This window comes from Ruegeria sp. CDSC054 (genome assembly GCF_059610645.1).
The window spans coordinates 113,450-127,195 of the sequence record NZ_JBXWOA010000008.1 but is presented as its reverse complement, the minus strand read 5'-3'; the positions used below and the strand labels follow the sequence as shown (position 1 = coordinate 127,195).

Here is a 13,746-nt window from a genome sequence, read left to right as displayed (position 1 = left end):
CCTCCGGTCTGTGTGCATTCGACCTAGCCTTGGACCGCCGGTCTCGCAAGGCCTGCGGCTATTTTTGGTTGAGCAATCTATTGAAAGGGAATTCGGCACGATGCGTCCGATGCCAGGGTTCGCACCGCGGGCGAAGGTTTGGGAAGGCAGCGATGCCGCCTTCCCGAAGTGCTACTTGATACGTTGGCCATTCGCCAGAATCTGACCATCCGCAGTGAATTCGATTTCCGAATTCAGCGTGTCGGGCTCGTCACCCGGTACGGCCATCAGACCCATCATCATCCGCGCGCCCATTGCATCGCTGTCTGACACCAGACCCATCTCGATCAGCTTGTCGATCAGGGCGTTGGCACCATTCAGTTTCAGCTTGGCAACACCGGTCGGCGCGGGCATTCCGTCGAACTCTGAGACGTTGGAGTTGTCGAAGGTGAAATCGCCTTCACCGGTCAGCTTGGCCCCGACCAGAGACACCAGCAGTTCGTTGATCTTCAGCGAGTGCAACTCGCCCGGTGCGGCGTCAGATGCATCCAGGTTTTCGACTGCGGTAGGATCAAAGATGTTCAACAGAACCTTGGCGGTCCCGGTCGTGTCTAGCGCAATAGTCGCCGGGTCGCGCGGCAGGGCGCCTGCTGGGTCGAACATGCTCCACAGGATATCCGACATGGTGAAGTCGGTCAGGTTCATGGCGAATCCAAACGGTTGGATTTCCTCGGATTTCTGCACCGGGATTTCAAACTTGAACCCGGCATTCTCCATCGCGATTTCAATCGGGAAGGGCAGGTCGGCGGTCGTCACTGCGACTTTCGCGCTGTTTTGCTCGATGTCATAGGCAAGACGCTCGGCGTCGATGCTGGCGCCAAATTTGCCACCTTGGGATTCGCTTCCGACCGAGAATGCCTCGCCTTCGCTGGTGCCTGCAATCGCGTTCTGGCCGGATCCGTAGGTGAACAGCCCCGAGAACGAGAAGCCTGCCTTATAGAAGGCCTGCGGGTCCGAGATATCGAATTCGGATGGGATAACGTTTGTGCCTTCAAACGCCAGCTGGCTCATCGAGCCGTCTACCTTGGCCGTGTCGCCGCTGTCCGGGTCCTGGAACGCCATATCATAGGTCATCCCACCCGCGGTGAATTTCTGATCAATTTCACGGTTTTCGCCGATTTTCATGACCGAGCTGCCAGCCAGATCTGTCATGTTCAGGCTGAGCGCCAACGCATCAGCGGGCATCTTTTCGCCGTCCACATTCAGACCATCCAGCTTGATGCCTATCGTGTCGGCCGAATAGTCGTAGGTCATTTCGTCGGGCGAGCCTGAAACGAGCAAGTTCATTCCGGTTTCAGAATAGTTGATATCGACCGAGAATTCCTCGCCATCTCCCTGGCCGGACACGGTCATCACATAGGTGTCAGGGAAGTCGATGCTGACCGTGCCGTCGCCGTTTTCCGTCAGGCTCATTTCCGGCACGACCATCTGGAAGGTCGCGTCCTCTTCCGGCAGGTCCATAGAAACGGCCATGTCGGCAATCGTCGTTACATTGCCTGCAACGGATTCGTCGCCCGAAACGGTGTAACCCATCTGACCCAGATAGGTTTTCCAGTCATTCCAGACATCCTGCGAGGTCAGGTCGGCAAGTGCGCCTTGTGTGATAACGGCATAAGCCAAAACAGCACCGCAACTGCGGCGAAGGAAAACGGACATTACAGTACCCTTCTAGATAATTTTGCCGGCATCGTCGTGTTTGTGGCGTCGGGCGTCAAGGGGCAAGGACTGGACCCTTTACCCTTTCGCGCGGTAAGCATTCACACAATTTCAAACCGATAGAGGTAGAGGATCCAAATGCAGGGGAAAACCGTACTGATAACTGGGGCCAGCCGGGGCATCGGAGCAGAGGCAGGGCGCGTTTTTGCCGCAGCAGGTGCGAACGTGGCGCTGCTCGCGCGTAGCCGCGATCAGATCGCCGCATTGGCAACTGCGCTGGGCGAAAACGCAATCGCACTGGAATGTGACGTCAGTGATTTTGCGCAGGTCGAACAGGCCGTGGCAGATTGCGTCGACCGCTTTGGCGGTTTGGATGTTCTTATCGGGAACGCCGGCGTCATTGATCCGATCTTTCATCTTTCGAACGCGGATGTTGCGGCCTGGGACAAGGCGATCGACATAAACCTCAAGGGTGTGTTCTACGGAATGCGCGCTGCCCTGCCCATCATGCGCGCGGCCGGTGGAGGCACCGTGCTGACCGTATCATCAGGCGCGGCCTCGAACCCGGTTGAGGCATGGAGCCACTATTGTGCCTCCAAGGCCGGTGCAAAAATGCTGACGGAATGCCTCCATCTTGAGGAATCGTTGCACGGTATCCGCGCCATGGGTCTGTCGCCGGGGACCGTGGCGACGGATATGCAACGGGTCATCAAGACAAGCGGTATCAACGCCGTCAGCCAGTTGGACTGGAGCGATCATATCCCTGCCGACTGGCCAGCGAAGGCGCTGCTGTGGATGTGCACGTCCGATGCGGATGAATTTTTGGGGACCGAAATCTCCTTGCGGCGCGAAGATATTCGACAAAGGGTTGGGCTGACGTGATCGAACTGAACAAAGAAGACGGGTTGTGGATCGTCACTCTGAACAATCCCGGCAAAGCCAACGCGCTGACCGGGGCGATGCTGACTGAGCTGGCCGAAATTGCCGAAGCCGCCACCGAGGCACGCGCGTTGATCCTGACCGGAGCGGGCAGCGTGTTCAGCGCCGGGGCCGATCTGGACGAGGCGCGCGCCGGGCTTGCAACTTCGGACGTATGGGAGCGTTTGTCGGGTGCGATCGCTGCCCTGCCATGCCTGACGGTCGCCGCGTTGAATGGAACCCTGGCTGGGGGAGCGAACGGTATGGTGCTGGCCTGCGATATTCGAGTTGCGGTCCCGTCCGCCAAGTTTTTCTATCCTGTGATGAAGCTGGGCTTTCTGCCGCAACCGTCCGATCCTGTGCGCATGTCGGCGCTGATAGGGCCGTCACGCACCAAGTTGGTCCTGATGGCCGGGCAAAAGATCACCGCGGATGAGGCCTATGCCTTTGGCCTGGTGGATCGGGTGGTGGCACCGGATGACCTTATGCAAACTGCGCGCGAGCTGGTCGCTGACAGCGTCGCCGCCGATCCAAGGATCGCGGCAGGAATCGCCGGGCTGTGCGCATGAGGCTCTCTGGTTTGCGACTGCGCGTCGCTGATCCCGAAAAGTTGAGTGATTTCTATTCGAACGTCCTTGGTATGTCAGTTCGGGACCAGGGTGTGTGCCTGCGCATGGGTTATCCCGGGCAAGACGCCGATTTGTTGCTGATGCCCGGCGGCGGGGGCTACACCCATGACACAGGACAACGCTATTGGAAGATCGGCATCACCGTTCCGGATGTCGATCTGGCGGCCGCCTTCCTGCGCGAAAAGGGAATTGAGGTTTCGGACCCGAAACAGTTTCTGAACATCGGGTACATGTGTCACCTCAAAGACCCCGAAGGGTTCGCGATCGAGCTGCTTCAGCATGATTTCGAAGGCAACCGGCCGCTAAACGCAGCAGATCCGAGCGATCCGTTTGCGCAGGCTTGTATCGGCCAGATCACCCTGCGAACCGGAAATATAGCAGCAGAGGATGCATTTTGCCGCGCCAACGGTATGCGTTTGCTTTCGGTGCAAGACATTGATCAATACGGATTTGATCTGCATTTTTACGCGTTTACGGACGATGTTCCGCCACACGCTGACTTGTGGGCAGTGGAAAATCGCGAATGGCTGTGGAAACGCCCCTACACAACGTTGGAGTTCCAACACGTCAAAGGCGTCAGGTTTGCCAATGTGCCCGATTATCGCGGGTTGGAGTTTCGGGGGCTTGCCGCGCCGACGCGGGACGCCTTTGGCGACCCGGTTAATCCCGGCTGATCAACGCCCGCGCCGCTTGCCCGGAACTTTCGAGCGAAAGCCGGGCGGGCGTTTGCGAACCCAATTCAGGAATTTCTCCAGCCTCGGATGGGCGCGCAGAGCCTCGACGCTGTTGAATTCACGGGCCAATTCCGCCTCGGTCAGGGTCGCATGCACCTCTTTATGGCAGATCTGGTGCAGCAGGACGGTGGGTCCGCCCTTGCCCCCTTTGAGTTTTGGGATCAGATGGTGCAGGCTTCCGCCCCCGTCCGGGATCGGGCGGTTGCAGAGCGGGCAGATCGGATCGCTGTTCGTCATGACGAGGGTAGGGTTGCGTCAGGTGGCGCGAAAGGCAAGAGGGCAGGGATGGCACAGGCACTGGTGATCGGCGGCGGACCCGCAGGCCTGATGGCGGCCGAGGAACTGGCCAAAGCCGGGCATTCCGTTGTGGTGGCCGAGGCCAAGCCATCGGTGGCGCGAAAATTCCTGATGGCCGGGAAGTCCGGGTTGAACCTGACCAAGGACGAACAGTTTGAGATTTTGCTGAGGTCCTATGGTGAGGCCGCGACCTGGTTGCGACCAATGATTGCCGAATTCGATGCGTCGGACGTGCAAACATGGGCGCAAGGGTTGGGGCAAGAGCTGTTCACAGGCTCGACCGGGCGGGTGTTTCCGACATCGATGAAGGCCTCTCCGCTGTTGCGGGCGTGGCTGGCACGGCTGGCAGAGGCTGGCGTTCAGGTCAGAACACGCTGGCGGTGGGTTGGTTGGGACGGTGCCCAAGCCGTATTCGACACGGCTGATGGCAGGCAGAAGCTATTCCCCGATGTGACCGTTCTTGCGCTGGGCGGGGCAAGCTGGTCGCGGTTGGGATCAGACGGAGCATGGGCATCGGTGCTGACGGGTAAAGGCGTGCCCCTCACACCTTTCGCACCCGCAAACTCAGCCATTTCCGTGGAATGGAGCCCCCATATGCAGCCGCATTTTGGCGCGGCTTTGAAATCGGTGCGATGGAGGGCCGGAGAGTTGGAAAGTCGCGGCGAGGCTGCGGTTTCGGCGAAAGGGTTGGAAGGGGGTGGATTGTACTCACTGACCCCGGCCTTGCGTGACAGAGCACCGCTTTTTGTCGATTTGGTTCCGGATTTGGATGCCGATACGTTGCGTAGTCGTTTTGTGTCAAAAAAATCGAAAACGACCTTTTCGCAGTGGCTGAAGAAATCTCTGCACCTGTCTCCGCAAAAGGTCGCCCTGTTTCATGAAATGTCCAAGCGCGATGGCCAGATTCCATCGCTAGACGTAAGCGTGATCAAGCATCTGCAGATCAGACACTCGGGCCTGCGCCCGATGGACGAGGCCATCTCCACAGCAGGAGGTGTGCCACGTGCGGCGCTTAATGAGGAGCTCATGCTGACTGCATGTCCCGGAGTGTTTTGCGCGGGCGAGATGCTGGATTGGGAGGCCCCGACCGGGGGGTACCTTCTGACAGCCTGCCTGGCGACCGGCCGTTGGGCTGGGCGTTCGGCGGCACATTGGTTGGATCAAAGCGGTTAGCGGGTTCGCGCCAGCATCGCCAGACGGATCATGGCACGTTCGACCAATGCCATGGCCGGTGCCGTTTGCCCGGCCGAGCGCAGCGACAGGTCCGTATCTGTCAGAACTGTCAACGCAGTTTGCAACTTTGGCGCACCCCACCCTTGGGCCTGACGCAGAATGCGGTCGCGCCGTTTCCCATAAACCGGGGGGCGCAGTTTTCCGATGCCCTGTGCTGCTCCGCCCGGATCGGATGCGCATGCATACAAAGTGCGGAAGTGCCTTGTCGCGCCGATGCACAGGCTGACCGCATTGGTTCCCTGTGATTGCAAACGTCGGATCAGCGGGCCGATTTCACCCGCGCGACCATCGGCAACCACGTTCAGCACATCGTCCAGTGCGGCCTCGGTCGAGCGGGGCGCGCAGGCTTCAACGTCTTCAATGGTCAGCTCGGAACTGTCACCGCGCTTGTAAAGCGACAGTTTCTCAATCGTTTGGGCAAAGTCACCGGGGCTAATACCGGTTGCCAACTCAGCAATCGCGGCCATCGAATCGCGTGGGATGTTCTGCAAACCGGCCGCCGCCAGAACGCGTTCAACTTCGGCCCGCGACGGCGGGTCGTCATAGATGCCCACCGCATAAGCCGAGCGATGCGCTTCGAACGCCTTGCGGATTTTGGAACTGGCCTTGAGCTGCCCGGCGGTGACGATGATTTGGGCATCGCCAGCTACCCAATCTTCCAGCGCGGCAAGGATTGCGGGGGCGGCCGTGTCGGTTGTGTCTTCGACGAATACAGCGCGCGGCCCGGGAAAAAACCCGACTGCCTTGATCGCATCCAGCAACAAGGCCGGATCGCCACGCAGATCACTTCCGGGCAGGCGGGTCAACCGCATCTCTTCTTCGGCGTTTGCCCCCAGCAGGGCCGCCAGAACTTGTTGCCGCTTTAGCGCTACGCGCATCGCATCCGCGCCGTAGATCAACAATCCGGTTTTGTCCGCGTCGGGTCTCGAGAAATACCCCTCGGCCTCGCGCGGGCTCAGCTTCATGCGGACAGGCCCGGCGTGGCGTAGAGCCGACTGATGATCTGATCGGACAGAATTACCATCAGGCGCTGCGTTGCATCCCGCTCATCAGCCAGTGTCGACACAGTAGACCCGGCGGCCGAATATCCCACGAAATCCGTCACCGAACCCGAGGCGAGAACTTGCCCTGTCGCATTCGATCTAAGCGAATAGTTGGCAGTCCCGTTGATGATAAGACGGTTGGTTTCGTTTGTTGAGGTAATCGATGCCGCCACCGTCTGGGTCACGACGGACACATCCAGGCTGTATTCACTGCCGGATGTCGCACTACGGCCAAGTTTCTGCTCCAAATCTTCGACAAGTAGAAAGCTGGTGACTGTGTTTGGAGCAGACACTTCTACGCGACCAAAAAGGGCCGAACCCGATCCGCCCGGGGCGTACACAGGTTCGAAACCGCAGGCGGCAAGGGCCAGCGGCATCAGCAAAAAGGTTCTGCGGTTAAACGACGACATTCACAATCCGGCCCGGTACAACGATTACTTTCTTGGGTGTGGCGCCATCCAGCGCCTTTTGCACAGCTTCGGTGCTCAGCGCGACTTTTTCAACCTCGTCCTTGGGCATATCTTTGGCCACGCTGATTTCCGCGCGGCGCTTGCCGTTGATCTGGATCGGCAGGGTGACGGTGTCGTCCACCAGCATAGCTGCATCCGCAACCGGCCATGATGCCGTGGCAACCAGCCCTTCGCCACCCAGCAGCTGCCAAAGCTCCTCGGACAGGTGCGGGGTCATCGGCGACATCAGCTGTGCCAGCGTTTTGGCGGCCTCGCGTTTGGCTGCGGTGCCCGCCTTGGATTTGGCCAGGGTGTTGGTGAAAGCATAAAGCTTGGCGATGGAGGCGTTGAAGCCGAAAGATTCGACTCCGCCTGTGACGTCATAGATGGCTTTGTGCATCTCGCGCAGCAGGGTTTCATCCTCGGCATTGGCCGGAACATCCGATTCGGCGATTTCCGAGGCGATCCGATGCACACGGCTGAGGTGCTTGAACGCAGCCTCGGCCCCGGATGCGGTCCATTCCACATCCCGTTCAGGCGGCGAATCGGACAGGACGAACCAACGCGCAGTATCCGCGCCGAAGGCCGAGATTATGCTGACCGGGTCGACCACGTTTTTCTTGGATTTAGACATCTTGGCCGAAGGGATGATCTCAACCTCGGTGCCGTCGGCCAGTTTTCCGTCGGTCACATCTTCGGGCAGGTGATAAACCGGGCGACCGTTGGCATCACGGGTTTGATAAATCTCATGTGTCACCATGCCTTGCGTGAACAGCGCATTGAACGGCTCAATGGCTTTCTTCGGCAGGTGACCCGTGATGTTCATCGCCCGCGCGAAGAAGCGCGAATAGAGCAGGTGCAGAATCGCGTGCTCGATCCCGCCGATATACTGGTCGACATTCATCCAGTATTCGGCCTCGGCCAGATCGGTGGGCGTGTCAGCGCGTGGCGCGGTGAAACGGGCGAAATACCACGACGAATCGACGAACGTATCCATCGTGTCGGTTTCACGTTTGGCTGGCGCGCCGCAGGACGGGCAAGGGGTGTCACGCCAATTGGCATGGCGGTCCAGCGGGTTGCCGGGGATCGAGAAGTTGATGGGTTTGCCGTTGCCATCGTCATAGGGCAATTCGATCGGCAGATTCTCTTTCTTCTCGGGCACGGTGCCACATTTGTCGCAATGCACGACCGGAATCGGGCAACCCCAATAGCGTTGACGGCTGAGCCCCCAATCGCGCAGACGATATTTGGTGACGCCTTCACCCCAACCTGCTTTTTCCGCGAAATCGACGGTGGCGTTGATCGCCTCATCCCCCGTGGCCTCGGTCAGCCCTGCGAAATGGTCCACCCAAAGAACTTTTTCAGTTTTCGGCGGCACAAAGGCGATCTTGTCGACCGGTGTATCGTCATCCAGTGCAAAGAAGGTGTCGATGACCGGCAGGCCATACTTGCGGCAGAAATCAAGGTCGCGCTGGTCATGCGCAGGGCAGGCAAAGATCGCGCCGGTGCCGTAATCCATCAGGATGAAGTTCGCGATCCAGACCGGCAGCTCCCAATTCGGGTCCAGCGGGTGTTTGACGCGGATACCAGTGTCGTAGCCCAGCTTTTCAGCCGTCTCGATGGCTTCTTCCGTGGTGCCACCCTTGCGGCATTCGGCAACAAACTCAGCAACTTCGGGGTTTTCGGCCTCAAGCTGCTTGGCAATCGGGTGATCCGGCGAAATACCAACAAAAGACGCGCCCAACAGCGTATCGGGCCGAGTCGTATAGACAGTGATGGGCTCACCACCATCAGTGCGTTCGAAGCCGAACTGCAGGCCGCGCGACTTGCCGATCCAGTTTTCCTGCATCAGTCGCACTTTGGCAGGCCAGTTCTCTAGCGTATCAAGCGCATCCAGCAATTCTTCGGAATAGTCCGAGATTTTGAAGAACCACTGGGTCAGCTCGCGCCGTTCCACCAGAGCGCCCGAGCGCCAGCCGCGTCCATTTTCCACCTGCTCATTGGCCAGAACGGTCATGTCGACCGGGTCCCAGTTCACCACAGCGTTCTTTCGATAAACCAACCCGGCGTCGAGCATATCGAGGAACAGAGCCTGCTGCTGGCCATAATATTCGGGGTCACAGGTGGCGAATTCGCGGGACCAATCGATCGACAGGCCCAGCGGCATCATCTGCCCGCGCATGTCGGCGATGTTGCTGTATGTCCAGTCTTTCGGGTGGCCGCCAATAGCCATGGCGGCGTTTTCCGCAGGCATTCCAAAAGCATCCCAGCCCATCGGGTGCAGCACGTTGTGCCCCGTCGCCAGCTTGTGGCGCGCAATGACGTCGCCCATCGTATAGTTGCGCACATGCCCCATATGGATTCGCCCCGACGGGTAAGGGAACATCTCAAGCACGTAATATTTCGGCTTGTCTGCCGTGTGGTCGGCGGTGAAGATCCCGGCCTTGTCCCAGGCCTCTTGCCATTTTGCTTCGATTTCGGTGGCCGAGTAGCGCGACATTGTGCGGTCCTTCGTGAATGAAAACGCCGGGCGTGAACCCGGCGTGGTAATATTGTGATTTTCGGCGGGTGGCTAGAGTTTGTTGTCCGCAATGCGCAACTGGCGTGCGCGGTTTAGGATCGCATCCTCGACCGCCCGCGACGTCGCGGCGCTTACCGGAGCGCCCCCGCTGGTCTGCAGTGCCACCGAAAGCGACCGCGCCGCCAAGGCCGGGTCACTTATATGCACGGTCGCGCGATAAGAGCGTCCGCCACCAGGCGGCGTGCCGTAACCTGTTACGATCACGCCGGTAAATGGATCAACCTCCTGAATCGGGAGGAAATTCAGCACATCCAGCGAGGCAGCCCAAAGATACCGATTCACATTGACGATCTGTTCGGCATTCCCGCGGTTGAACACGTCCCAGATTGTTGTGCGTTCTGGATCGTTCAGCTCTCGTTCTTCTGTACGTGTGCTATCTGTATACAGCAATGCGGGATTCGGAGCCGCACTCTGATTCTGTCCGCAGGCCGACACGGCAGCAGTCATTATGATCAAACCGAAAATCGTCTGCAGGCGCATTGTCGACTGGTCCTGTTTCACTTGGTCTACTTTGTTACGTGTTACTCCTAGACAAGGTCCAGTTCAGCAACAACCCTATTCTTGTTACACATGTCAGTGTGGACGGCAGTTTAGTCCCCAAATATCGACTGTGGCATCCTTGCACCAATTTGGGGCCAATGCACCCTTCACATTTAAGGCAAGCTTGCGCTTTGGGGGTAATCCGAGCGAAACGGTTCCCGTGCTGAGACATGTGCTGAGGCATGTGTCGAGTAGAAAAACTTTTGAAACCGAGGGAAACAAGATGAAAAAAGTTCTCTTCGCATCGACCGCTCTGATCGCAACCGCAAGTGTTGCAGCGGCCGACGTTAAATTCAGCGGCTATGGCCGTTTTGGTATTGGCTACTACGAAGACCGTACCGGTGACGTAAACAACTTCACCACAGACGCAAACGGCGACATCATTGCCGATGGCACCGCGAACGTCGAAACCGACAGCACCATCCTGGTCTCGCGTTTCCGTCTGAACATCGACGGCACCGCAGAAACCGATGGCGGCGTTGAGTTCTCGGCTCGTGTTCGTCTGCAGGCTGACGAAAACGCCGACACCGGCGAAGCCAACTCGGCTGGCCTGAACGGCGCACGCTTCTCGGTCATCTACGGTGGTCTGCGTGTTGACGCCGGCAACGTTGCGGGTGCCTTCGACAACCTGGCAAACTACTACGGTAACGAGCCTGGCCTGGAAGCCTTCATCGGTCAGTACTCGGGCGTTGACTATAGCTTCCTGGGCTATTCGTCGACCGGTTCGGGTTCGAACGCTGTGTTCTTCCAGTACGCAGTTGGCGATTTCGCATTCGGCGCGTCATATGACCAGGCAACTATTGCTTTTGACGGTGTTGCGCAGGACGCAGACCGCTGGGACATCAGCGCAACCTACAACTTCAACAACATCACCGCTGCACTGGCCTATGGTCAGACCAAGGCGAACGTGAACAGCGCGAGCGAAAAGCAGTCGCTGACCGTTCTGACCCTGGGTGCAGAATTCGGTGACTTCTCGGGTACTCTGTTTGTAGCTGACGATGACGTTGTAAACGACGATCGCAACGGCACCGCATACGGTCTGTCGCTGGCCTACAACCTGGGCGCGGCAACCACTCTGACCGCTGCTTACGGTGACGGTTCGGCGGATGACGACCTGCAGCAGTATGGTATCGGCGTTAAGTACGACCTGGGCGGCGGTGCATCGCTGCGCGGTGGTCTCGGCCAAGAGAAGCGCGGCGACGGCGACAGCCGTGTACGTGCCGACTTCGGTGCTCAGTTCAACTTCTAAGTTGATCTGAACCACAAAGTTTAAGGGCAGGTCTTCGGACCTGCCCTTTTCTTTTGCGCGGACTTGGTGTTTTCCTGCCCCAAAGCAGAGAGAGGAAATCCATGTCGCTGCACGACATCACTGCCCGCATCGCCAAGGCCGAATCCGCCGCCGGACGACTTGCGGGATCGACAAAGCTGATCGCGGTTTCAAAGGTCCAGCCGAATGAACGTGTTGAGGCTGTACTAAGCCAGGGCCACCGCTGTTTTGGGGAAAACCGCGTGCAGGAAGCGGCCGAAAAATGGCCGGGCTTTAAAGAGAAATTCTCAGAGATTGACCTGCATCTGATCGGACCGCTGCAAACCAACAAGGCCCGGCAGGCAATGGAGCTGTTTAACGCGATTCATTCGGTGGATCGGCCCAAGCTTGCCAAAACGCTGGCACGGTTGGCGCAAGAGGTTGGCCACTGCCCGGATCTGTTCATTCAGGTCAATACCGGAGAAGAAGAGCAAAAAGCAGGGATCATGCCGGTTGATGCGGACGCCTTCATCGCCGAGTGCCGCGAACTGGATTTGCCGGTTCAGGGTCTGATGGCAATCCCGCCGGTTGAAGAGGAACCCTCGCTGCATTTTGCGTTGCTGGCCAAGATCGCCGAACGCAACGGTTTAGAAGGGCTCTCGATGGGGATGAGCGGTGACTTCGAGCAGGCGATCGCGTTGGGGGCCACCCATGTGCGCGTGGGGTCCGCCATCTTTGGCGAGAGGGTCAAACCTGCGGGATAATCAGACGCGTTCCGGGGGAAATTCTACGCGCGATCCAATGCAGATGGTCGCGGCGAAAAGCGACACAGCCTTCGGTCGGGTAGCCGGGGCGTCTCCACTGGTGAAGGAAAATGGCTGATCCCCGGCCTGACACAGAGTTCGGCCAGTTCCAGTCGGTGATCAGAACAAGATCGTACAGGGGGTCCGCGCGCCGCAGCTTTTCGTGGCTGGGGGCATAGGGCTCGCTGACCATCTGATTGTACTGGCTGTCCGCGCTGTCATCAGACCAAAGATCGCCGGGGCCTATTGGGATGGCCCATGAGGACGGAGCTGCAATTCTATCTGGTCGAAACAGCATACCGACTATGTGATGCACACCGATTGGCGTTGCCCCATCGCCTTCGTGCTTGTCATCCGTCAGGCCGCCTTTTCCGATCGAACAAGGAAAGAGGCGCCCGGCAAACCGGATGCCCCGTGGTGTAAGAACCAGATCGTCCGGGGTCACAGCAAATGGCCCGACTTTGCGGCCTTGGTTGCCAGGTATCCCCGATTATGGGCTGTTTCGCCCACTTTCAGCGGTACTCTTTCGGTCACCGCGATGCCTGTCTTTTCCATCATCGCGATTTTCGCCGGGTTGTTTGTCAGCAATCGAACCGACGAAAACCCAAGTTCTTTCAGAATGTCCGATCCCAGTCGGAAATCACGTTCATCATCTTCGAATCCCAATCGGTGATTGGCCTCGACCGTGTCAAATCCCTGATCCTGTAGGAAATAGGCCCGCATCTTGTTGGCAAGGCCGATACCGCGCCCCTCCTGATTGAGATACAGCAATACGCCCGCGCCTTCGGACCCCATCTGGGCAAGCGCTCCACGCAGTTGGGGCCCGCAATCGCATTTCAAGCTGCCCATCAAGTCGCCCGTAAAACAAGCCGAATGCAAACGGGCCAGAACAGGTTTGCTGCGGTCCGGACGCCCGATTTCTACGGCATAGTGTTCTTCGCCGCCATCTTCGGGGCGGAAAACATGCAGACGACCGGCCTCGGACACTTCCATTGGCAGGCGCGCGGCGGCAATCGCGTGCAGGGCGCTTCGATCTGCCAGATGCGGCGCAGCGCGGGTATGGTCGATGCAGGTCAGGCCATGTGCCACCGCAAAATCGCGACCGTCATCAATTGGAACCACCACGGCGGCCGGCAAGAGGCGTGCGGACTTCGTCAAAGCGATGGCAATACGGTGCAGGTTGGCACTACCCTGACGCTCGGACATCAGGGGGCCTTTCATCGGGGTATTCAGATCATCCGAGGGGTCGGCGACCGCCTGAACCCATGCGATGTCGGTGTCTGATGGGATGATCACCCGTGCGAGGTCGCCATCATAGGCGCGTGCCTTCAGCGTTTCTGCGCGTCTTACGGTGATCGCGACCACAGGCTGACCTTCGAAGTTCCGAAGGTCGGCCAGCCGTTGTGCGCTTAATGTCTCAGACGCTATCGCTATGACGCTGAACCCGCTGTCATCAGTCAATACGACGGGAACGCCCATACGCAGATCCGCGCGGGCCCGTGCCAGCAATTCCGAGATATCGGGGATAAGACTCATCTATGTTACCCTGTAACGTGTTGGTCTTCGTCTAACCCGAAC

The 13,746-nt window shown here is 58.7% G+C and carries 14 protein-coding genes; 6 read left to right on the top strand and 8 right to left on the bottom strand.

Going from position 1 to position 13,746, the window contains the following annotated elements:
* Window positions 1–171: 171 nt before the first annotated feature.
* Window positions 172–1,695, bottom strand: coding sequence for a DUF2125 domain-containing protein (locus tag AC2FGC_RS15970; RefSeq protein ID WP_496782852.1), 1,524 nt, complete (start codon window positions 1,693–1,695; stop codon window positions 172–174).
* A 132-nt stretch (window positions 1,696–1,827) separates the two neighbouring features.
* Here AC2FGC_RS15970 and AC2FGC_RS15965 point away from each other — a divergent pair, with 132 nt between their 5' ends.
* From AC2FGC_RS15965 to AC2FGC_RS15955, 3 genes are read left to right on the top strand one after another with little or no spacing between them, the layout of a single operon-like run.
* Entirely contained in the window at window positions 1,828–2,577 is a 750-nt protein-coding gene (locus AC2FGC_RS15965; RefSeq protein ID WP_496782903.1) for an SDR family oxidoreductase, read from the top strand.
* On the top strand, window positions 2,574–3,182 hold the full coding sequence (locus tag AC2FGC_RS15960; protein WP_496726555.1) for an enoyl-CoA hydratase/isomerase family protein: 609 nt from the start codon (window positions 2,574–2,576) through the stop codon (window positions 3,180–3,182). Before AC2FGC_RS15965 ends, AC2FGC_RS15960 begins: the two co-directional genes overlap by 4 nt.
* On the top strand, window positions 3,179–3,916 hold the full coding sequence (locus AC2FGC_RS15955) for a VOC family protein (protein WP_496726556.1): 738 nt from the start codon (window positions 3,179–3,181) through the stop codon (window positions 3,914–3,916). Before AC2FGC_RS15960 ends, AC2FGC_RS15955 begins: the two co-directional genes overlap by 4 nt.
* On the opposite strand, the gene AC2FGC_RS15950 is transcribed toward AC2FGC_RS15955, so the two are convergent.
* Complete coding sequence (locus AC2FGC_RS15950; protein ID WP_058272576.1) at window positions 3,917–4,213, bottom strand: hypothetical protein; 297 nt, start codon at window positions 4,211–4,213, stop codon at window positions 3,917–3,919.
* Between the two features lie 48 nt (window positions 4,214–4,261).
* Here AC2FGC_RS15950 and AC2FGC_RS15945 point away from each other — a divergent pair, with 48 nt between their 5' ends.
* On the top strand, window positions 4,262–5,446 hold the full coding sequence (locus AC2FGC_RS15945) for a TIGR03862 family flavoprotein (protein WP_496782850.1): 1,185 nt from the start codon (window positions 4,262–4,264) through the stop codon (window positions 5,444–5,446).
* Here AC2FGC_RS15945 and holA read toward each other — a convergent pair.
* The 4 genes from holA to AC2FGC_RS15925 form a co-directional block, all read right to left on the bottom strand.
* Window positions 5,443–6,471 carry a DNA polymerase III subunit delta gene (gene holA / locus AC2FGC_RS15940; RefSeq protein WP_496726558.1) on the bottom strand — a complete coding sequence of 343 codons (1,029 nt, stop codon included), beginning with the start codon at window positions 6,469–6,471 and terminating at the stop codon, window positions 5,443–5,445. The two genes, AC2FGC_RS15945 and holA, sit on opposite strands and share 4 nt — an antisense overlap.
* Entirely contained in the window at window positions 6,468–6,959 is a 492-nt protein-coding gene (gene lptE, locus AC2FGC_RS15935) for an LPS assembly lipoprotein LptE (RefSeq protein WP_496726559.1), read from the bottom strand. The genes holA and lptE overlap by 4 nt, the downstream gene beginning before the upstream one ends.
* Window positions 6,946–9,498 (bottom strand): leucine--tRNA ligase, encoded by a 2,553-nt coding sequence (leuS, locus tag AC2FGC_RS15930; RefSeq protein WP_496726560.1) that lies wholly within the window; start codon window positions 9,496–9,498, stop codon window positions 6,946–6,948. Before leuS ends, lptE begins: the two co-directional genes overlap by 14 nt.
* A gap of 72 nt (window positions 9,499–9,570) precedes the next feature.
* The gene (locus tag AC2FGC_RS15925) at window positions 9,571–10,059 is read right to left on the bottom strand and encodes a DUF3576 domain-containing protein (protein WP_496782847.1); all 489 of its coding nucleotides are present in this window, start codon (window positions 10,057–10,059) and stop codon (window positions 9,571–9,573) included.
* Window positions 10,060–10,342: 283 nt separating this feature from the next.
* Between AC2FGC_RS15925 and AC2FGC_RS15920 the strand changes: the two genes are divergently transcribed.
* Window positions 10,343–11,368, top strand: a complete 1,026-nt coding sequence (locus AC2FGC_RS15920; RefSeq protein WP_496782845.1) for a porin — start codon at window positions 10,343–10,345, stop codon at window positions 11,366–11,368.
* A gap of 101 nt (window positions 11,369–11,469) precedes the next feature.
* On the top strand, window positions 11,470–12,129 hold the full coding sequence (locus tag AC2FGC_RS15915; protein ID WP_496782843.1) for a YggS family pyridoxal phosphate-dependent enzyme: 660 nt from the start codon (window positions 11,470–11,472) through the stop codon (window positions 12,127–12,129).
* Here AC2FGC_RS15915 and AC2FGC_RS15910 read toward each other — a convergent pair.
* On the bottom strand, window positions 12,113–12,613 hold the full coding sequence (locus AC2FGC_RS15910; RefSeq protein WP_496782840.1) for a L,D-transpeptidase family protein: 501 nt from the start codon (window positions 12,611–12,613) through the stop codon (window positions 12,113–12,115). The genes AC2FGC_RS15915 and AC2FGC_RS15910 overlap by 17 nt on opposite strands.
* On the bottom strand, window positions 12,610–13,704 hold the full coding sequence (gene ribA / locus AC2FGC_RS15905) for a GTP cyclohydrolase II (RefSeq protein ID WP_058272568.1): 1,095 nt from the start codon (window positions 13,702–13,704) through the stop codon (window positions 12,610–12,612). The genes AC2FGC_RS15910 and ribA overlap by 4 nt, the downstream gene beginning before the upstream one ends.
* Between the last annotated feature and the right edge of the window lie 42 nt (window positions 13,705–13,746).